Genomic DNA, 20941 nt, shown 5'->3' with positions numbered 1-20941 from the left:
CTCGTGAACACTCGCCACGCGCTCATCCGGCTGGTCACCGTCGTCGGTCTCGTCATGGGACTCGTCGGTGCCTCGCTCTCGCTCAGCACGGTCTCGGCCGCCACGACCTGGCAGCCGCGTGCCGAGCAGTACGCCGGCACCGTGACCGAGCGGGACGTCGCGATCCCGATGTCCGACGGGACCATCCTGCGCGGTGACGTGATGCGTCCGGCGGATGCCAGCGGCAAGGCCATCGCGAAGCGACTTCCGGTCATCGTCACGATCACGGCCTACAACAAGTCGATCCTCGGCTCGGCGGGTGGGCTCGGTGGCGCCAACCCGTCGTACCTGGTCAAGCGCGGCTACGTCCAGCTCACGGTCGACGCACGAGGCACCGGCAGCTCCGAGGGCTCGTGGAGGGCCTTCGACGCCCGGGAGAACAAGGACGGCGGCGAGATCATGACCTGGGCGCACTCGTCGAAGCGTCCATGGAGCAATGGCAGCACCGGCATGACCGGGCCCTCGTACATGGGCATCGCGCAGCTCTGGGCGGCCGCAGCACAGCCGCCGGGCCTCAAGGCGATCTTCCCGCAGGTTCCCGGCGCGGACGTCTATCGCGACGTCGTGGCGTCGGGCGGCCAGCTCGACGTGGGCTTCATCCCACTGTGGCTCGGACTGGTGACCGGCACCGGGCTGATCCCGCCGGCGGTCGCCAGCTCGGACCCGCAGTCGGCTGTCGTCACGCTGCTCCAGCACCTGGACGGCGCCGCGACCTTCACCGCTCCCCTCCTGCTCAACGCCCTGCTGGGCGGCGAGCCGGCGCACGACGGACCGTTCTACACCGAGCGGTCGGTCATCAACGTCATCGACAAGGTCAAGGTCCCGGCGTTCTTCATCGCGGGCGAGTACGACCTGTTCCAGCGCGGCACTCCCCTGCTGTTCGAGAACCTCAACAAGCGCGGCATCCCGGCCAAGATGATCGTCGGCCCGTGGGACCACCTGCAGGGCTCCAGCGGCGCCGAGGTCGGCCGCGCGGGATACGGATCGCTCGCCGAACTGCAGCTGCGCTGGTTCGACCGCTACCTCAAGGGCGCCAAGGACTCACGGCTCGGGTCTGACATCCCCAACCTGACGTACTACGAGCAGGGCACGGACGCCTGGCGCACCGACTCGAAGTGGATCGGCTCGTCGCTGAAGGGCTCCAAGCTCAGCCTCAGCGGCGCTTCGGCACCGCTCGGCGCCGCGGGCGGACTGACCGACGGCGCCGTCACGAGCGGCACATCGGCCATCCTGCCGATCCCCGCCGCCGGCCTGTGCACCCGATCTGCCAACCAGTGGACTGCCGGCATCGCCAACACCGTCGCACCGACGCTGCCGTGCTTCACCAACAACGCCCTCAACGATGCGTCCGGCGCAGTCTTCTCGACCCAGCCGCTGACCAAGGCCGTGACTCTGCAGGGCCCGATCAACGCACACCTGTTCACGTCGAGCGTCAGCGGCGACGGCATGCTCTCGGTCACGCTGGAGGACGAGGCACCTGACGGGACGGTCAGCCGGCTCACCGGCGGCTGGCAGGTCATCTCGCACCGGTCGCTCGACACCGCCCGCTCGCGCTACCTCGACGGCGTGCTGATCCAGCCATTCCACCCGTTCACGAAGGCCGCGAAGAAGAACCTCGCGTCCGGCGAGATCGCGCCGATCGACGTCGAGATCTTCCCGACCCGGGCCAAGATCCTGCCGGGTCACCGGCTGCGGATCGCGATCCAGGCCTTCGATGTCCCCCACCTGCTGCCGACGCTGCCGGACCTGCTCGGGACCGTCACCGTGATGCGAGTGCACACGTCCGCGAAGAACCCGTCGACGATCAACTTCCCCAGCGTCGGGACGCTGCCGACCGTCAGGTAGTCAGTCCCGCGGCTTGATGTGGCGGATCAGACCTTCTTGCGCGACGGTCGCGACGAGGGTGCCGTCCTCGGAGAAGACCCGGGCCGTCGCGAGCCCGCGGGCGCCCGACGCTGACGGTGACGTCTGGTCGTACAGCAGCCACTGGTCGGCGGCGACCGGGCGGTGGAACCAGATCGTGTGGTCCAACGAGGCCGGCTGGACCTCGGCGGAGCCGATGAACTGGCCGTGCGGGACCAAACTCGCGCCGAGCAGGCTCAGGTCGCTGATGTAGGTGAACGCGGCGTTGTGCACGATCCGCGATTCCGGGAGTGTCCCATCGGCCTTGAACCACAGTCGCTGGACCGCGGGCACCAGCGCCCGCTGCGGATCGTCGGCGGCGCGGTTGTCGCCGATGTATCGCGCGTCGAACGAGGACCACTCACGTTCCCAGTGCTCCTTGGCCTCCTCACCCTGCATCCCGACGATGTCGCGCATCGGCGTCGCCTCGTCGGGCGATGGCACGGTTGGCATCTGGTCCTGGTGCTCCCAGCCGTCCTCGACGACCTGGAACGACGCAGTCATGTAGAAGATGATCTCGCCATGCTGGCGGGCCGCGACGCGACGCGTCGTGAAGGACCGACCGTCGCGGACGTTCTCGACGTCGTAGACGATCGGGATGCTCGGGTCGCCGCCCAGGATGAAGTACAAGTGCATCGAGTGCACGAAGCGGTCGTCGGGGACCGTCAGCTGTGCTGCCATCAGGGCCTGCGCCGCAACCTGCCCGCCGAACACGCGTGTGAGCGACGAGCCCTCGGGCTGCGAACCGCGGTAGAGCCCCACCTCGAGGCGTTCGAGATCGAGCAGGCCGACGACTTCGTCAAGGGATGCGGGCACGAGGTCAGCCTATCGTCGTGAGCACGCTCCGCCGCTGCGGGCGGCAGGACGACGGATCAGCCCTGGTCGTTCTTGCGCTGCCGGGCGAGAAACTGCTCGAACTGGTCGGCCAGCTCGTCTCCGCTGGGGAGGTCCGCGTCGCTGGCCAGCAATGACTGGGCCGCGCCGCGTGTGAAGGCGTCGTACTGCTCCTCCAGGCCACCGAGCAGGCTCGCTCCACCCTGCTCCTCGATCTGTTCCTCGATCGCAGCCAGCGCCTCGCCCTGGCGGGCGCGGAGACCGTCCAGATCGATGCTGAGGCCCGTGCGGTCGACCAATGCGTCGATCAGGGCCAACGAGGCAGTCGGGTAGTCGATCTGGGCGAGGTAGTGCGGCACGTGGACGACATAGCCGGCCGCGTCATGGCCCCACTGGCCCAGGCGGTACTCCAACAGGGACTGGGCCGAGGACGGCACCGTGACCTGCGCGGACCACAGGTTCTGCCGGTCGACGAGGTCGGGACGTGTGCCGTGGGCCGTGATCATCGCGGGCCGCGTGTGAGGCACGCCCATCGGCACGGCGCCGAGCCCCAGCGTCAACGGGACGTCGTGCTCCTCGATGACGTCATGCACCTCAGCGATGAACCGCTCCCACTGGAAGTCCGGCTCCGGGCCGGCCAGCAGGAAGTAAGGGGTCCCGTTGAGATCGTGCTCGAGGAGGACCTGTAAGCGGGGATCGTCGTACTCGGCGTAGTGGTCCTCGCGAAAGGCGATCATCGGGCGGCGGGCCCGATAGTCGAACATCGCGTCGACGTCGAACTCGTGCACGATCTGACCTTCGCCCGAACGCAGCTGGTCGGAGGCGAGCCGAGCGGCCGATCCGGCGCCCAGGAAGCCATCGAGGGCATGGATCAGCACCGGCCCGTTGCGCTCACGGTCGGCGGGTTCTTCCTTGCGTTTCGGTATCCACTTCATCGCCATGGTCAACCACTCACTGCGCAGCGCTATTCCGGGCGAGGGTCGCCAGGGTGTCTTCGGCGACGGCCTGTGGTGTCAGTCCGAGGCGTTCGAGGATGACGTCGCGCTTGGCATGGTCGAGGAACTCCTGCTTGACCCCGTGCACCCGGATCGGCACGTCGCTGCCGGCGTCCCTCACGGCCTGCGTGATCGCAGCGCCGACACCGCCGTGACGCCCGTTGTCCTCGATCGTGACGACCAACCCGAATCCGGAAGCCAGCTCGACAAGGGCGGGATCGACCGGCTTGACCCAGCGCGGGTCGACGACCGTGACGCCGTGCCCCGCAGCACGCAGCAGATCGCCGACCTCGGCACCAAGATGCCCGAAGGAGCCGATCGCGACGACCAGCACATCGCGGTCGTCGTCGCGGGACAGGATGTCGGTCGTGCCGATCCGCTCGATCGCGGGCAGGTCGTCGCACACCGCGCCCTTGGCGAACCTGACGACAGTGGGTGCGTCCGAGACCTCGACCGCCTCGCGCAGGAGCTCGCGCAGCTGCGAGCCGTCGCGGGGTGCGGCGATGCGCAGGGTCGGGACGATCTGCAGCAACGACATGTCCCACATGCCGTTGTGGCTGGCACCATCGTCTCCGGTGACCCCGGCGCGGTCCAGCACGAACGTCACGCCGCAGCGGTGCAGGGCGACGTCCAGCAGCACCTGGTCGAAGGCCCGGTTGATGAACGTGGCATAGACCGCGACGACGGGGTGCAGCCCACCCATCGCCAGCCCGGCAGCACTCGTGACAGCGTGCTGCTCGGCGATGCCGACGTCGAACACCCGATCGGGGAACTTGTCCGCGAAGGCGTCCAGGCCGACCGGGTAGAGCATCGCCGCAGTGATGCCCACGACGTCGGGACGCTCGTCGGCGATCCGAACGATCTCGTCGCGGAACACCGAGGTCCAGCCCGCCGGCGGCACGGCAACCGCTTCGCCGGTCTCCCGGATGAAGGGGTTTGCCTGGTGCATCTGGTCGTTCTCGTTGGCGACCGCGATGTCATAGCCCTGACCCTTGGTGGTCAGGACGTGGACCATCACGGGACCGCCGAACTTCTTGGCCTGCGTCAACGCCCGCTCGAGGGCGGGCCGGTCGTGCCCGTCGACGGGGCCGATGTACTTGAGCCCGAGGTCCTCGAACATGCCCTGCGGCGCCAGGACGTCCTTGACGCCCTTCTTGATCGCGTGCAGCGCCTCGTAGGCGACGGGTCCGACCCGACGCGTCCGATTGAGCCGATCCTTGATCGCGCCCAGCGCCGGCTCGTAGCGCGGGTTGGTGCGGATCTCGGTCAGCCGGTTGGCCAGGCCGCCGACGGTGGGGGTGTAGGAGCGACCATTGTCATTGACGATCACGACGAGTCGTCGGTCGTTGTCCGCCGCGATGTTGTTGAGCGCCTCCCAGGCCATGCCGCCGGTCAGCGCACCGTCACCGATCACCGCGACGACATGGTCGTCCTTGCCCAGGATGTGATTGGCCTTGGCCATGCCATCGGCGTAGGACAGGCTCGTCGAAGCGTGCGAGTTCTCGACCCAGTCGTGCTCGGACTCGGCGCGGCTGGGGTAGCCCGACAGGCCACCCTCCTTGCGCAGCTTGTCGAACTGGCCTGCGCGGCCAGTCAGCATCTTGTGGACGTACGCCTGGTGGCCGGTGTCCCAGACGACACGATCGACCGGTGAGTCGAACACCCGGTGGATCGCCATCGCGAGCTCGACGACACCGAGGTTGGGACCGAGGTGGCCGCCGTTGGACGCGACCGAGGCGATCAGGAGCTCACGGATCTCGGCCGCGAGCTCGATCAGCTGGTCTTCACCCAGGTCTCGCAGCTCCGAGGGTCCGGTCAGGTTCGCGAGAACGCTCATCGATACCTCCTACCCTCATCAGCCATGAGGGTCAGTCTATCGAGGACATTGGCAGACGCCGAGTCGGCAGGCCCACTAGTCACTCTGGCCCAGTTCGAGGTAGCGACCGCGCAGGTGCGCGAGGGTCTCGGCCGATCCCACCTCGACCGACTCGACGACGCCCTCGACCAACAGGCTCCACCCCACCGAGCGGGTCCTGTCCGGCTCCAGGCGCACGCCGATCCATCCTGCGCTCCCGGCCAGGACAGGCCCCCACTCGCTGTCGCTCCACTCGCCCAGGGTGAATGGGCCGCCAGGTGCCGGGGCAGTGCCGGCGAACGCATCGGCCAGGAACCTGTGCTCGACCCCCACGATGTTCACGACCCACGAGGTCGGGACCGACTCCCAGAAGTCGGAGTCCGCGTCGACCAGCCCCACGACCCGTCCCGGTTCTCCGCCGGCGATCAGGACGGACGACATCGTCAGGCCGCGCCGGTCACGGCCGGCCCCGGCGGTCCACACCGTCACGGGCGCCGGCATGCGGCCGCGTATGCGGCGCAGCTGGTCGCGGTCGCCCTCGGCCGGCACGAACGGGTGGTCCGAATGAATCGTCACGTCGCCAGCGTAGCGCGGCGCCCTTGACTTAATTCAAGACTCGTACTAAACCTGAACCATGGGAGCCAACGACAGCAGGACAAGCCTGGTCCTCGGTGTGGACTCGTCAACGCAGTCGACCAAGGCCCTGCTGGTGGATGCTGCGACCGGACGGGTCGTGGCACAGCAGTCAGCACGGCACCCGCAGGGCACGTCGGTCGATCCCCGGGCCTGGCTGGACGCCTTCGACGCGGCCACCGACGGGCTGCTGGCTCGCGCCGATGCGGTCTCGGTGGGCGGCCAACAGCACGGCATGGTTGCGCTCGACGCCACTGACACACCTGTGCACGACGCGATTCTCTGGAACGACACGCGCTCGAGTGCCGAGGCTCTTGACCTGATCGCCGAGCTCGGCGGCCCCGACGCGTGCGCCGAGGCGGTCGGGAGCGTGCTCGTGGCCTCGTTCACATCGACCAAGCTGCGCTGGTTGCGCGACCACGAGCCAGAGGCTGCGGCCCGCACGACCCAGGTCCTGCTCCCCCACGACTACGTCTCGCGCCACCTCACGGGCGGTGATCCGTTCACCGACCGCGGTGACGCCTCGGGGACCGGCTACTTCTCCACGGCGGACGACGCCTGGCGGCCCGATCTCGCCGAGTCGGCGCTCGGCCATGCCGTGGACCTCCCTCGCATCGTGCCGTCCTCGCAGGTTGCCGCCACGGTGGCCGATGGCACAGTCGTGGCCGCAGGGACCGGCGACAACATGGCCGCGGCGCTGGCCCTCGACCTGGGCCCCGGCGACGTCGTGGTGTCGATCGGCACCTCCGGAGTCGCCTCCGCGGTCAGCCCCCACCGCATCTCGGACGGCTCGGGGTCGGTCACCGGGTTCGCCGACGCGACCGGACGTTTCCTCCCGATGGCGACGACGATGAACGCCGCTCGGATCCTGGACCTGCAGGCTCGACTGCTCGGCGTCGACCACGACGAGCTCGGCCGGCTCGCCCTCGCCGCCCCGGCCGGAGCCAACGGGCTGACCCTGCTGCCGTACTACGACGGCGAACGCACCCCCAACCGACCGGGCGCGACCGGCACCTGGACCGGCCTGACCTCCTCGACGACTCGCGAGGACCTGGCCCGTGCAGCGTTCGAGGCACTGCTCTGCTCCCTCGCCGATGCCGTCGACCACCTGGTCGAGCGCACCGGCATCACGCCGGGACGCATCCTGCTGGTCGGCGGCGCGGCCGGCAACGCCGCGGTCCACGCCCTGGCCCCGGCGATCTTCGGAACACCGGTCAGCGTGCCGGCGCCCGGCGAGTACGTCGCACTGGGCGCAGCGCGCCAGGCGGCGTGGGCACTCGCGGGCACCCCCGATCCCCCCACGTGGGCCACGGCCACCGCCGAGACCTACGACGCACCCTCGACACCTCTCGTGCGTGAGGCCTACGCACAGCTGCGCCACCGCACCTCCGACTGGACTCCGACGAAAGGCTCACGATGAGCATCCCGACCCCTGCCCCCTCCGACAAGTTCTCCTTCGGCCTATGGACCGTCGCGTATCCCGGCCGCGACCCGTTCGGCGAGCCGACCCGCGCCGACATGGACCCCATCTACGCACTTGAGAACCTGGCCCGCCTCGGCGCGTACGGCGTCAACTTCCACGATGACGATCTGATCCCGTTCGGATCCGACGACAGCGCTCGCGACGCGATCATCCAACGCTGGAAGCAGGGTCTCGCCGACACCGGCCTCGCCGTGACGACCGCGACGACCAACCTCTTCACGCACCCGATGTTCAAGGACGGCGGCTTCACGTCGAACGACCGCGAGGTACGCCGGTTCGCGATCCGCAAGGTCATGCGCAACATCGACCTGGCAGCCGAGCTCGGCGCCAAGGTCTACGTCTGCTGGGGCGGGCGCGAAGGTGCCGAGTCCGGAGCCGCCAAGGACGTCGCGGCGGCGCTCGACCGCTACCGCGAGGCGTTCAACGTCCTGGGCGAGTTCGTCCACGACAAGGGCTACGACATGAAGTTCGCGATCGAGCCCAAGCCCAACGAGCCGCGCGGCGACATCCTGCTGCCGACGATCGGGCACGCACTGGCGTTCATCAACACCCTGGACCGCTCCGAGAACGTCGGCGTCAACCCCGAGATCGGGCACGAGGAGATGGCTGGCCTCAACGCCGCCCACGGCTACGCGCAGGCGTTGTGGCAGGGCAAGCTCTTCCACATCGACCTCAACGGCCAGAACGGTCCGCGCTACGACCAGGACTTCCGCTTCGGCGCGGGCAACGTCCGAGGCTCGTTCTGGGTCGTCGACACGATCCTGTCGGGTGGATATGACGGACCGGTCCACTTCGACTTCAAGACGCCCCGCACCGAGGACGACAAGGGCGTCTGGGTCGCCGCCGAGGCGTGCATGACCAACTACCTCATCCTGCGGGACAAGGTGCAGGCGTTCCGGGCAGATCCGGAGGTCCAGGAGGCGCTGGTCGCCGCCAAACTGCCCGAGCTGTCCGTACCGACGCTGGCCGAAGGAGAGGGCTGGGCCGAGCTGGAGAAGGCGCCGCTCGCCGACCCGGATCAGCTGGCCGCCCGCGGTGCAGCATTCGAGCACCTCGACCAGCTCGCGCTCGAGTACCTGTACGGGGTGCGCGGAGCTTGACGTTGACCGGAGTCCCGACCGGGACCGAGTTCGTCCGGCGCCAGAACACCGGGCTCGTGCTGCGCTCGTTGCGGGCGCAGGGCTCGGCGACGCGCACCGAGCTGGCCAGACGAACGGGTCTCGCGAAGGCCACGGTCGGCACCATCATCGGTGAGCTCGAGGCGATCGAGGCCGTCCACGAGGACGACTCGACCCCCTCGGGACGCGGCCGCCCCGGGCGACCGATCACCTTGACCGGGCAGGCCATCATCGGACTCGGCCTGGAGGTCAACGTCGACTACGTCGCGGCCGTCGGGCTCGACCTCGCCGGCACGGTCCGGGTCGTCGAGACCCGCGCGCTCGCCACGGCCGGCACCCCACCGAGCACACGGGAGCTCGTCGAGCTCGCGACCGACGTGCGGACCGCCCTGATCGACGGGGGTCACACCGTGGTCGGGGCGACGGTCGCCGTGCCGGGACTCGTCGCACAGGACAACCGGACCGTGTCGTGGGCGCCCAACCTCGGCTGGACCGGCCGCGAGCTGGCAACCGAGCTCGAAGCCGCGTTCGGCGGCAGCTGCCCGACCACGATCGACAACGACGCCAACTGCGCCGCGCTGGCCGAGGCTGCGCACGGGGTGACGACCGACGTGCAGCACTCCCTCTACATCACCGGCACGATCGGGATCGGCGCCGGAATCGTGCAGGCCGGGTCACTGCTGCGCGGTGGCGCCGGATTCGCCGGCGAGGTCGGGCACATGCCCATCGGTGACCCCGAGGCGATCTGTGGATGCGGACGCACCGGGTGCTGGGAGGCATCGGTCGGCCTCCGGGCGATGCTCTCCGCCGTCGGGATGGAAGAGGGCACCACCCCCGTGCAGACCGCCCTCACCGTGGCCGCTCGGGCAGCGACGGACGCCGAAGTGCGCGCCGCGCTCGCAAGACTCGGCACGGCGCTGGGGACGGGAGTCGCGACGCTCGCGGCCGTGCTGGACCCGGCCGCCATCGTGCTGGGCGGCTACTTCGTCCCGCTCGGTGCGTACGTCGTGCCGGCGGCCGAAGCGGTCCTGGCCGAGCGCCTCCCCTCCGCCTCGATCCACCTGCCACAGATCAGGCTCAGCTCGCTGGGCATCCACGGCGCGGCACTGGGCGCCGCGGAGCAGGCCCTCGCGGACGTCTACGCGGGCTCGCTGCCCGGGTGATCCAGCGGCCTCGTGGTCAGCCCGCGAGCAACGAGGCCTCGACGTCGTGGCAGGCGGCGGTCAGACGCCCGACCGGATCGGCCAGGAGCGGCTCGAACGCCAGCTCCGCCGCGCCGTGGAGCACCGAGTCGCCACCCAGTCCCGGCAACGTCACCAGGACCTGCTCCCGCGGGGCCGTGAGGGCATGCACCGCGAGCTCGCTGTCGACGTCCTCGTGCACGAGCGGGAACAACGAGCGCAGGTAGCCACCCAGGACGACGACCCGCGGGTTGAGCAGGTTGACCGCGCCAGCCAGTCCGCGACCCAGGTGGCGGCCCACCGCGCGCAGCTCGGGTGTCGCCTCGTGGACACCCTCAAGAAACTCGCCGAGCGCACCGATCCGCTCAGGCGGGCAACCGATCGCCAGGGCGATGGCCGGAGCGCCGATCTCGGTCTCCCAGCAGCCGCGTGCACCGCAGTGGCAGAGCTTTCCGTCGGGCACGAAGGGCATGTGCCCGATCTCGCCGGCATATCCCCCGGCGCCGTCGAGCTTGCGGCCCGCGACGATCACGCCCGCACCCACACCCACCTCACCCGAGAGATAGACCAGGTCCTGGACGCCGACGCCGGCGCCGCGCAGGTGCTCGGCGAGCGCGCCAAGGTCGGCATCGTTGCCGAGCACCGGCATCGCGGCGGTGCCGATGCGGTCCGCGAGGATCTGCGCGAACGGCACGTCGCGCCAGCCCAGGTTGGGGGCCAGCCGGACGAGGCCGTCCTCGGCGCGGACGATGCCCGGAACGCCCACCCCGACGCCGACCAGTGCAGCGCGCGGCTCGACGTCCTTGACGACGAGCTTCATCAGGTCGACGACGTAGTCGCCCGTGGCGTGCGGGTCGTGATCGGCCGGCACCGGACCGGTCGCTCTCGCCTGGACGACTCCGCCCAGGCCGACCCGCGCGACCGTCAGGCCGTCGACCCGCAGGTCGACCGCCAGGACGTACGCCCCCGTGCGCGCCTTGACGTCGACCGACGGACGCCCGGCGCCAACGCGGGTGCCGGAGGGTTTCACCTGGTCGGCGAGTCCCAGCGACTCCAGCTCGGCGACCAGACCGGCGATCGTGCTGCGGTTGAGGCCCATCCGAGCGGTCAGCTCGGCGCGTGAGATCCGGCCGGCCCGGTGCACCTGACCGAGCGCGGTCCCGAGATTGTGCCGGCGAACGTCCTCCTGGTTGGTGCCGACACCCGTGCGCCCGGCTGATGCCATGGTCAGAGGCCTGTCGCGGAGCGCCGCCTGCGTGAGATCGCGTCGACGCTCGCCGCCAGCAGCAGCACGCCTCCGGTCACCAGGAAGTTGATGTACGACGCGCGGGCCAGCAGGCCCAGGCCGTTGGCGATCGTCGCGATGACCAGGCCGCCGATGACGGCATCGCTGGCCTTGCCCTTGCCGCCGAACAGGCTCGTGCCGCCGATCACGGCCGCGCCGACCGCATACAGCAGCACGTTGCCGCCGCCCGAGGACGTCGAGACCTTGCCGCCGTAGGAGGCGGCCACGATGCCGCTCAGCGCCGCCATGCTGGAGCAAGCCATGAAGACCGAGATGCGGATGCGGTCGACGTTGATGCCGGCGCGACGAGCCGCCTCGGGGTTGCCGCCGACGGCGTAGACGTGCCGGCCCCAGGTCGTGCGGCCCAGCAGGAACGTCCAGATGATCAACAGGATGATGACCATCGGGATGACGTACGGGATGCCCGAGATCGGGAAGTCGGGGTTGACGCTGCGGTTCTGGTTGAGGATGTACGTCACGACCAGCAGGATCGCGGCGACCGCGGCGATGTGCGCGATCACGACGGACATCGGCGGGTGCTGCAGGTTCTTGGCGACCTTGCGCCGGTGCCGAAGCAGGCTCAGGACCGCGAAGCTAGCAGCGATCGTGATCGCGGCGATCCAGCCCCACATGACGCTCATGTTGGTGTTGGCTATCCCGCTGATGACCGGCTGGTTGATGCGCACTGAGCCGCCCTCGCCGATCAGCTTGAGGGTCACGCCCTGCAGGCCGAGGAAGAACGCCAGCGTCACGACGAACGACGGGATGCCGAGCTTGGCCACGAGCGAGCCGATAATCAGCCCGATGAAGGCTCCTGTGGCCAGGGCGGCGAGGACGGCCAGCCCCCACGCCTGACCGTGCTCGACCATCGTCACGCCCATGACACAGGCCGCGACGCCGCCCGCCACGCCGGCGGACAGGTCGATGTCGCCCAGCAGCAGGACCGGCACGAGCGCCATCGCGAGGATTATGATCGAGCCGGACTGCGTGGCCAGGTTCGCCATGTTCAGGTTCGACAGGAACCGGTCGTTCGCGAGTCCGAAGACGATGAAGAGCACGACGAGTCCGAAGACGGACGGCAGGGCTCCCATGTCACCGCCCCGGACCCGGCGGATGTATCCCTGGATGGACGAGCTGAGGGTGCTTGTCTGCGTAAGGTCGGACGAGAAGCCCGCTTCCTCCGCGTCGGTGATGATGTCGGTCATGATGTCTCCGGTGTCAGGCCGTGGTGGACGGGGCTGCAGCCCCGTCGAGGTCGGATGAGTGGCCGGTCGTGATGAGCTCCACGACCTGGCGCGAGGTGACGTCCTTCGTGGCCACGTCGGCCGCAACACGTCCGAGGTACAGCGCCGTGATGCGATCGGCGACCTCGAAGACGTCGGTCAGGTTGTGCGAGATCAGCAGCACGCCGACGCCGGAGTCGGCAAGGCGACGCACGAGGTCGAGGACCTGACGGGTCTGGGCGACGCCGAGGGCCGCGGTCGGCTCATCGAGCAGCACGACTCGGGAGTTCCACAGGACCGACTTGGCGATCGCAACGGTCTGCCGCTGTCCGCCGGAGAGACTCGCGACGCTCTGCCGCACCGACTTGACGGTGCGGACCGACAGCGACGTCAATGCCTCGCGGGCCTTGGACTCCATCGTCGTCTCGTCAAGGACGATGCCATTGGTCTTCTCACGTCCGAGGAACATGTTCTCGACGATGTCGAGGTTCTCGCACAGGGCGAGGTCCTGGTAGACGACCTCAATGCCGAGCGCCGACGCATCTTTGGGGCCGTGGACGCTGACGGACTTGCCGTCGAACACGTACTCACCGTTGTCGGCCGGGTAGATACCGGCCAGGCACTTGACGAGGGTCGACTTCCCGGCGCCGTTGTCGCCGACGAGAGCGGTGACCTGTCCGGGGTAGATGGCGAGGTTCACGTCGTGCAGGACGTGGACGACACCGAAGCTCTTGTTGACTCCTCGCAGCTCGAGGAGTGGTGCGGTCTGACTCATGGGGCCCTCCAGGGATCGTGCGGTGTGGCGATGATGCACAACAGCATCGGGCGCGGCCCGCCGGAGACTGCCCGGAGGACCGCACCCGCGGCAATCAGCTGATACCAGCGTCAGTGCACAGCTTGGCGTAGTCGCCGGTGCACAGATCGGCAGCCTTCATGTCACCCGAGTCGATGACAGCCTTGACGTTCGACTTGTCGATCGCGACGGGGTCCAGCAGGATCGCCGGGACGTCACGCTTGCCCGTGTCGTCCGTGACGGTTCCGGTCGTGTCGGCCTTGCCGCCCTTGACCATGGCGATCGCAGCCTCCGCGAGCGCGCCGGCCTGTCCCGTGGCGGACTTCTGGATCGTCATGCACTGGTCACCCGCGAGGATGTTCTGCAGACCCTCGATCGTGGCGTCCTGACCCGTGACCGGGACCTTGCCGTTCTGACCGTTCTTCTTCAGGATCGAGATGACACCGCCGGCGAGACCATCGTTGGCCGCGTAGACGCCGTCGACCTTGCCGTCGACCTTGGTGTACAGCTGCTCGAAGATCGTGACGGCCTTGTCGTTGTCCCAGTCAGGAACGGCCTGCTCGGCGACGTTCTTGTACTTCGTCTGCTTGTCGAGGACGCTGTGCGCGCCCTGCGAGAACAGCGTCGCGTTGTTGTCGGTCGGCGAGCCGTTGAGGTAGACGATGTTGGCGTCCTTGTCTCCGAGGCACTTCTCCAGGCCCTCGCCCTGCAGGGCGCCGACCTTGCCGTTGTCGTAGGAGATGTAGACGTCGGCCGAGCCACCGAGGGTCAGACGGTCGTAGTCGATCGTCTTGACGCCCTGCTTGGCGGCCTTCTCCTCGATTGCGGCACCCGAGTCAGAGTCGAGGTTGACGATTGCCAGGACCGTCACGCCACCCGTGATCATGCCGTCGGCGATCGTGGCCATCTTGTCGGCGTTGCCCTCGGCGTTCTGGATGTCGTAGTCGACACCGGCCGCCTTGAACGCCTTCTCGAGCGCCGGACGATCCGCGCTCTCCCAGCGAACCGAGGACTTCGTGTCGGGCAGGATGACGCCGATCTTGCCGCTGGCCTTGTCGCCGCCGCCGTCGCTTCCACCGCTGCTGTCACTGCTGCCGCAGGCACTGAGTGCGAGGGTCGCACCCATGAGTGTTGCAAGTACGAGATTGCGTGTCCGCTTCACACAGACCGCCTCCTAATCCTCCAGTAGTGCGCCGCGGCCGACATTGTTTCGTCCACGTGACGCGTTTGTTGTTTGACACAACGTATAGCGTGACCGGGGTCACGTCCAGCGCTTCAGACAACAAATTGTGGTTTGGGACAACTTTGTGCGGGCCTGGAGACAGCAGAAGGGGCACCACCGAATCGGTGATGCCCCTGACCTGCGGTGATGTCAGCCGAGAAGGCTACGCAGGACGTACTGCATGATGCCGCCGTTGCGGTAGTAGTTCGCCTCACCCGGCGTGTCGATCCGGACCACAGCGTCGAACTCGACAGCGGTTCCGTCCGCCTGGAGAGCCTTGACGTGGACGGTCTCGGGCGTCTCGCCATCATTGAGCCGCGTGATGCCGGAGAAGTCGAACGTCTCCTCCCCCGTCAGTCCGAGCGACTCGGCGCTCTCGCCGTCGGGGTACTGCAGCGGTAGGACGCCCATGCCGATCAGGTTCGACCGGTGGATGCGCTCGTAGGACTCGGCGATGACGACCTTGACGCCCAGCAGAGCCGTGCCCTTGGCTGCCCAGTCACGCGACGAGCCCGAGCCGTACTCCTTGCCCGACAGGACGACCAGCGGGATGCCGGCTGCCTGATAGGCCTCCGACGCCTCGAACACCGAGGTGACCTCGCCGCCGTCGATCAGGTTGCGGGTGTATCCGCCTTCGGTCCCCGGTGCCATCTGGTTGCGGAGCCGGATGTTGGCGAACGTCCCACGGATCATGACCTCGTGGTTGCCACGACGCGAGCCGTAGGAGTTGAAGTCACGCGGCGCGATGCCGTGCTCGGAGAGGTACGTCCCGGCGGGGCTGTCCTTCTTGATCGCACCGGCGGGGCTGATGTGATCGGTCGTGACCGAGTCGCCGAGCTTGAGCAGGACGCGGGCACCGCTGACCTCCTCGACCGGCGAGGGCTCGATCTGCATGCCGTCGAAGTACGGCGCCTTGCGGACGTACGTCGAGTCGGGATCCCACTCGAACACGTCACCGTCGGGCGTCGACAGGTTCTGCCAACGCTCGTCGCCGGCGAAGACGTCGGCGTACTCCTTGATGAACGTCGACGAGTCGATGCACTGCGCGATGACGTCCTCTACCTCCTGGGGGGTCGGCCAGATGTCCTTCATGAACACGTCGTTGCCGTCGGTGTCCTGACCCAGGGGCTCGGTGTAGAGGTCGACGTCCATGGATCCGGCCAGCGCGTACGCGATGACCAACGGCGGCGACGCGAGGTAGTTCATCTTGATGTCGGGGTTGATCCGACCCTCGAAGTTGCGGTTGCCCGAGAGCACCGCGGTGACCGCGAGATCGCCGTCGTTGACGGCCTTGCTGACCTCGGGGATCAGCGGGCCGGAGTTGCCGATGCACGTCGTGCAGCCGTAGCCGACCAGGTTGAAGCCGAGCTTGTCGAGGTAGGGCGTCAGGCCGGACTTGTCGTAGTAGTCCGTCACGACCTTGGAGCCGGGCGCAAGGGTTGTCTTGACCCACGGCTTGCGCTGCAGGCCCTTCTCGACGGCCTTCTTGGCCAGCAGCGCCGCCCCGATCATGACCGAGGGGTTGGACGTGTTGGTGCAGGACGTGATCGCGGCGATCGTGACGGCGCCGTGGTCGAGATCGAACTCGGTGCCGTCCTCGAGGGTCACGTGCTGCGGGTTGCTCGGACGTCCGCCATCGGCGGGGGCGCAGCTGAGGTAGTCGCGCGCCGGGGTCTGCCCGTCGGCCGAGTCGTTGGACGGCGGGTCGGACGCCGGGAAGGACTCCTCCAGCGATTCGTCCCATTCGCCCGAGCTCGCTTCACCCTCGTGGGTCACGTAGGCCGCCAGAGCACCCCGGAACGACTGTTTGCTGTCGACGAGCGAGACCCGGTCCTGCGGGCGCTTCGGGCCGGCGATCGAGGGGACCACATCGCCGAGGTCGAGCTCGAGGTACTCCGAGAAGCGAGGCTCGCGGTCGGCGTCGTGCCACAGCCCCTGGGCCTTGGCGTACGCCTCGACCAGGGCGATCTGCTCCTCGCTGCGGCCCGTCAGGCGCAGGTACTTGGTGGTCTCGTCGTCGATCGGGAAGACCGCGATGGTCGAGCCGTACTCGGGGCTCATGTTGCCGATCGTGGCGCGGTTGGCCAGCGGAACAGCGGCGACGCCCGGTCCGTAGAACTCGACGAACTTGCCGACGACGCCGTGCTTGCGAAGCTGCTCGGTGATGACCAGCACCAAGTCGGTCGCGGTGGCGCCCTGGGGCAGCTCGCCGGACAGCTTGAAGCCGACGACCCGCGGGATCAGCATGCTGATCGGCTGGCCGAGCATCGCGGCCTCGGCCTCGATGCCACCCACACCCCAGCCGACGACGCCCAGGCCGTTGACCATCGTGGTGTGCGAGTCGGTGCCGACGCACGAGTCGGGGTAGACGACCGTGCCTCCATCGGCGTCGCGCGTGAAGGCGACGCGGGCCAGGTGCTCGATGTTGACCTGGTGGACGATGCCGGTGCCGGGCGGGACGACCTTGAAGTCGTCGAAGGCGCCTTGGCCCCAACGGAGGAACTGGTAGCGCTCGTTGTTGCGCTCGTACTCGATCTCGACGTTGCGGGCGAACGCCTCGGGGGTGCCGAAGACGTCGGCGACGACGGAGTGGTCGATGACCATCTCGGCCGGGGCCAGCGGGTTGATCTTGGTCGCGTCGCCACCAAGGTCGGCCATCGCCTCGCGCATCGTGGCGAGGTCGACGATGCACGGCACGCCGGTGAAGTCCTGCATGATCACGCGGGCGGGCGTGAACTGGATCTCCTTGCTGGGCTGCGCGTCGGCATCCCAACCGGCCAGCGCCTCGATGTCGCCCTTCGTGATGTCGGCGCCGTCCTCGGTGCGCAGGAGCGACTCGAGCAGGACCTTGAGGCTGAACGGGAGGCTCGACACGTCGAGCCCGTCGCCGGTCACCGCGTCCAGGCGGTAGTAGTCATAGGTGGAGTCCCCGACTGTGAGGGAGTCCTTGGATCCAAAGCTGTCGACGGCCATCGTCTTCTCCTTCGCGTCGTCTTCCATCCTGCCCAGCATCGCTGTGGGACGCACGGTCAGGTAGGCCTAACCTTGGGCGAATGTCTCTTGACATCAAGATACATGATATCGAGAAGATTGCCCACTCCCCCGCCGCAACGGGTCAGAACGGCTGGGGGAAGCGCAGGAGCGGCGAGAAGTAGGCGATGTACGAGATCGCGACTGCCAGCAGACCCACGACTCCGAGCACGTCGATCGCGACCAGCACCCGGCTGCGGCGGACCGACGTGACGGCGTCCGAACCGCTTGCTCGGACGACCTTGGTCCGCGCGATCCGGTCTGCGAATCCACGATCGGACGACAGCACCAGGGGCACGAGCAGGACCAGCAGCGCGAGGTAGGCGGCGCCGCCGAAGTGCCAGCTCTCGGGGGTCGAGCTCCGGAGCACGGTCGGCAGCCCGATCGGGATCGCGGCGGCCGCGAGATCCAGCAGGACAGCCATGATCGCGCCGCGCAGCACCCCACGGAGCGCACCGGTGGGCGCACCGTCCCCGACGTCGACGACGGCGATGCCGACCCGGTGCTTGCCCAGGCTGTGGCCCCGCAGGCCCTGTCGCAGCCCGTTGTTCCAGATGACGAAGAGCTCGCCGGCGACCAGTCCGCTCAGGATCAGGTTGTCGGACAGGCTGATCGACCAGAAGTCCCTGTTGGCGCTGTCGGTCGCGAGCTCGCCGATGAGCCCGACCACGGCGAAGGCCAGCGCGCCGGCGGTGAACGCGGCGCTGAACAGCAGCGCGTCGTGCCCGAGAGCCGCTCGTCTCAGTTGCTTGATCGTCCGGTAACTCGCCATGGGCTGCCTCCTACCGCATCGATCGAACGTAGCCGACGAGTCGGCGTCCATCGCGCACCCGGTCCTCCCAGGTGATGCCGAACCCCAGCAGGATCGCGCTGACGACTGCGATCAGCACGACTCGGGGTGCCGCGTTGGCGTACGGGCCGATGTTGAACAGCACGAGCAACGTCGCGATCACGACGCCTGTCACGAACGGCGCCTGCCAGCCCATCCGCACACCAAGGGCCAGCACGACGACCGCACCAAGACCCAGCAGTAGGGCACGCAGGTCGGTCGGATCGACCAAGGCCTGCGGGAGGCTCGGCAGGAGCGCCAGCGCCAGGCCCGGCCCCAGCAGCAGCCAGGTCCCGGCGTCAGGCTTGCGGTGCGCGGCGTAGAGGCCGGCGGACAGCGCAATAGCCCCGAGCGGGAGCGTGTACGCCTCGACGAATGAGAAGCCGCTGTCGACGATCAGCAGGATGTACGCCACGACCAGCGCCAGGGCGCCGGGCCAGAGATACCAGCGCCGGTCCCGGACCGCGAAGCTCAGGGCGATCAGCGCGACGCCGACGATCGTCCATCGCACCGCCAGCTCGGAGGTCGAGCCGGGAACTAGGAGCGCCACGGCTCCCGCCAGCGCGGCGGATACCTCGATCGGCAGCCGCAGGGCATCATCCGTACGCAGGCCCGCGATCGCGATCAGGCCGAGCGCGACCACGAGAGTCACCAGGGCCGGCACGGCATCGTCGACATCGAGCAGGTCCACGATCGTCGCGACGCCGCTCAGTCCGAGCAGGACCGCGAGCGCCGCGTGGACCTGGCGCACGGGCACCTCTCCCCGACCGAAGGCCAGGACACCGAGGATGGCCGCACCGGTGAGCCACGTGGCGCCCGAGACACCCTGGGAGGCCGCGGCCACCCCGGAGGCGCCGATGATGGCGATCACGGCGGACGGTCCGGCAAGACGCGCCAGGCCGCGGACCTGCGCGGCGGCCAGACCTGCCGCGACGACCAGCAGCGCGAGCGCCGCGGTCCAGACCGGTGGCCGGGTCGCGACGACCGCACCCGCCGAGCCGAGCGCGATGACTGCAGCCAGCGTCGTCGGGCCGTGCTGACGAACGCCGTCCAGCTCGGGCCAGCGCAGCACGAGCCAGGTCACGAGCAGGAAGGCGACCAGCAGGACGGGCGCGACCCACGCGGCGTGGTCGACGACAGAGGCGATGTCCAGCCGGCTGCTCCCGTTCGCTCTCCACGGATTTTCGAGGATCGGGCCGATCGTGGCGAACGCCTCGCCCAGGAGCGCGACCTGGACGGCCAACGCCGCGACGACGATCGGCACGGCTCCGAGCCGCACTCCCCGGACCCAGGCGCCGGTGCCGTTCGTCGCGCCGAGCGTCAGGGCCGTGGCCACGGCGGCGACAGCGAGCCACCCACCTTCGGGATCCCACGCCTCCCACGCCGGTGCGATGACCAGAGCTGCCGCTCCGAGCACGGCGAGCGCGACTGCTGGCAACCGCAAGGGCTCGACGAGACGGGCAACGACCAACGCGGCCAGCGCCATCACGATCATGGCGTAGCCGTGCCCGTCCACGGTGAGCTGGCGCAGGGACGCGTGGTCGGCAAGCTCGACGAACGCCGCGACATAGGCCGCGATGAAGAACCCTGCGAACACGATACGGGCCAGCAAGGTCATGGGGCGCAGACGTGCAGGCCTGGTCGCCAGGGCTAGGAGCCCTGCGACGATGAGCGCCACGATCGCTCGCCAGCCGAAATCGAGGTCGTCCGGCACGGCGCCTGCACCGAGCCCGGAGAGCGTGATGCCGAGTCCACCGCAAATCGCCGGCGCTATCAGGTCGGCCTTGACGTGAGGTCGCGCCCACAACGCGATGGCCATCCCCAGACCGAGCGCCACCACGCCCCAGACGATCCACGCCCACGGGACGTCCATGCCGCCAAGGCCAGCGAGGCCCTCGTGACGAGCGGCGAAGAAGTCGAGCGTCAAGAGGGCAAGGAAGATTGTCCAGACCGCCTCGGCCGAGGCGCGGAGCGGGCGCGCCGTGACCCACACGCCGAGCGCACCGATGACCACCGTGACGCCCAGGAGGACCCCGGTGCGACCAGCCAGCCCGAGATCGCCCCAGGAGCGGGTCACGAAGATCAGCCCGGCCACGATCAGGCCGAATGCGCCGAGGACCAGCAGGACGGTCCCGACCGACCAGCGGCGCTCGGGGCGCGCAATGGGAACCTGACCCGCGGTCTGCGGATAGTTCACGTACGCAGCGGCCGCTGTCGGGGCGGCCGGTGGGTCCTGCTGCGGCACCGTGACGTGGGGGCCGACCGGTGGTGTCGCCGGCGCCGCGACCGGCGCTGTCGGAGTCTGCGGCGAGCCTGGAGGGGCCTGCGCGGCGGCCGCTGCGTCCCGTTGGCGCGTCGCGCTGACCAGCAGCTCATCGGCCTGCAGGAGGGTCTGCCACAGCTGGCGCACCTCCGGAGAGGTCAGGTCGAGGCCGCAGTGCGGACAGAAGGACTGGCCGGCGATGGCGCCTCGACAATCCGGGCAGGCATGAGGATTAGCGAAGCGCATGGCCTCACTG

At 68.9% G+C, this 20941-nt stretch carries 15 protein-coding genes; 4 read left to right on the top strand and 11 right to left on the bottom strand.

The window, feature by feature from the left end:
- Window positions 1-3: 3 nt before the first annotated feature.
- Window positions 4-1884 carry a CocE/NonD family hydrolase gene (locus C6I20_RS06290; protein ID WP_118395181.1) on the top strand — a complete coding sequence of 627 codons (1881 nt, stop codon included), beginning with the start codon at window positions 4-6 and terminating at the stop codon, window positions 1882-1884.
- On the opposite strand, the gene C6I20_RS06285 is transcribed toward C6I20_RS06290, so the two are convergent.
- The 4 genes from C6I20_RS06285 to C6I20_RS06270 form a co-directional block, all read right to left on the bottom strand.
- Window positions 1885-2757 (bottom strand): acyl-CoA thioesterase II, encoded by an 873-nt coding sequence (locus C6I20_RS06285; protein WP_118395180.1) that lies wholly within the window; start codon window positions 2755-2757, stop codon window positions 1885-1887.
- A 56-nt stretch (window positions 2758-2813) separates the two neighbouring features.
- Window positions 2814-3710, bottom strand: coding sequence for a PAC2 family protein (locus C6I20_RS06280; RefSeq protein WP_118395179.1), 897 nt, complete (start codon window positions 3708-3710; stop codon window positions 2814-2816).
- A gap of 16 nt (window positions 3711-3726) precedes the next feature.
- Window positions 3727-5607 carry a 1-deoxy-D-xylulose-5-phosphate synthase gene (gene dxs / locus C6I20_RS06275; RefSeq protein ID WP_118395178.1) on the bottom strand — a complete coding sequence of 627 codons (1881 nt, stop codon included), beginning with the start codon at window positions 5605-5607 and terminating at the stop codon, window positions 3727-3729.
- 75 nt (window positions 5608-5682) lie between these two features.
- Window positions 5683-6201 (bottom strand): flavin reductase family protein, encoded by a 519-nt coding sequence (locus C6I20_RS06270; protein ID WP_254052267.1) that lies wholly within the window; start codon window positions 6199-6201, stop codon window positions 5683-5685.
- A 58-nt stretch (window positions 6202-6259) separates the two neighbouring features.
- Here C6I20_RS06270 and xylB point away from each other — a divergent pair, with 58 nt between their 5' ends.
- The 3 genes from xylB to C6I20_RS06255 are packed head-to-tail and all read left to right on the top strand — an operon-like array spanning window position 6260 to window position 10022.
- Window positions 6260-7678, top strand: coding sequence for a xylulokinase (xylB, locus tag C6I20_RS06265; protein ID WP_118395177.1), 1419 nt, complete (start codon window positions 6260-6262; stop codon window positions 7676-7678).
- The gene (gene xylA / locus C6I20_RS06260) at window positions 7675-8841 is read left to right on the top strand and encodes a xylose isomerase (protein WP_118395176.1); all 1167 of its coding nucleotides are present in this window, start codon (window positions 7675-7677) and stop codon (window positions 8839-8841) included. Before xylB ends, xylA begins: the two co-directional genes overlap by 4 nt.
- A 2-nt stretch (window positions 8842-8843) precedes the next feature.
- Window positions 8844-10022, top strand: a complete 1179-nt coding sequence (locus tag C6I20_RS06255) for an ROK family transcriptional regulator (RefSeq protein WP_162891166.1) — start codon at window positions 8844-8846, stop codon at window positions 10020-10022.
- Between the two features lie 16 nt (window positions 10023-10038).
- On the opposite strand, the gene C6I20_RS06250 is transcribed toward C6I20_RS06255, so the two are convergent.
- The 7 genes from C6I20_RS06250 to C6I20_RS06220 all read right to left on the bottom strand — a co-directional run bounded on the left by C6I20_RS06250 (window position 10039) and on the right by C6I20_RS06220 (window position 20931).
- A complete protein-coding gene (locus tag C6I20_RS06250; protein WP_118395174.1) occupies window positions 10039-11265 on the bottom strand; it encodes an ROK family transcriptional regulator in 1227 nt (408 codons plus the stop codon).
- A gap of 2 nt (window positions 11266-11267) precedes the next feature.
- Window positions 11268-12530, bottom strand: coding sequence for a sugar ABC transporter permease (locus tag C6I20_RS06245; RefSeq protein WP_118395173.1), 1263 nt, complete (start codon window positions 12528-12530; stop codon window positions 11268-11270).
- 13 nt (window positions 12531-12543) lie between these two features.
- Window positions 12544-13323, bottom strand: coding sequence for an ATP-binding cassette domain-containing protein (locus tag C6I20_RS06240; RefSeq protein WP_118395172.1), 780 nt, complete (start codon window positions 13321-13323; stop codon window positions 12544-12546).
- A gap of 94 nt (window positions 13324-13417) precedes the next feature.
- A complete protein-coding gene (locus tag C6I20_RS06235) occupies window positions 13418-14503 on the bottom strand; it encodes a sugar ABC transporter substrate-binding protein (protein ID WP_118395171.1) in 1086 nt (361 codons plus the stop codon).
- Window positions 14504-14713: 210 nt separating this feature from the next.
- A complete protein-coding gene (locus tag C6I20_RS06230; protein ID WP_118398652.1) occupies window positions 14714-17536 on the bottom strand; it encodes an aconitate hydratase in 2823 nt (940 codons plus the stop codon).
- 142 nt (window positions 17537-17678) lie between these two features.
- Window positions 17679-18365 carry an RDD family protein gene (locus tag C6I20_RS06225; protein ID WP_162891165.1) on the bottom strand — a complete coding sequence of 229 codons (687 nt, stop codon included), beginning with the start codon at window positions 18363-18365 and terminating at the stop codon, window positions 17679-17681.
- A 10-nt stretch (window positions 18366-18375) separates the two neighbouring features.
- Window positions 18376-20931 (bottom strand): DUF2157 domain-containing protein, encoded by a 2556-nt coding sequence (locus C6I20_RS06220; RefSeq protein WP_162891164.1) that lies wholly within the window; start codon window positions 20929-20931, stop codon window positions 18376-18378.
- Window positions 20932-20941: the final 10 nt, after the last annotated feature.

The sequence above is a fragment of the Aeromicrobium sp. A1-2 genome, assembly GCF_003443875.1.
Lineage (GTDB): Bacteria > Actinomycetota > Actinomycetes > Propionibacteriales > Nocardioidaceae > Aeromicrobium.
Note: the sequence above shows the minus strand (reverse complement) of the source record. Positions and strands in the feature narration are given on the sequence as shown.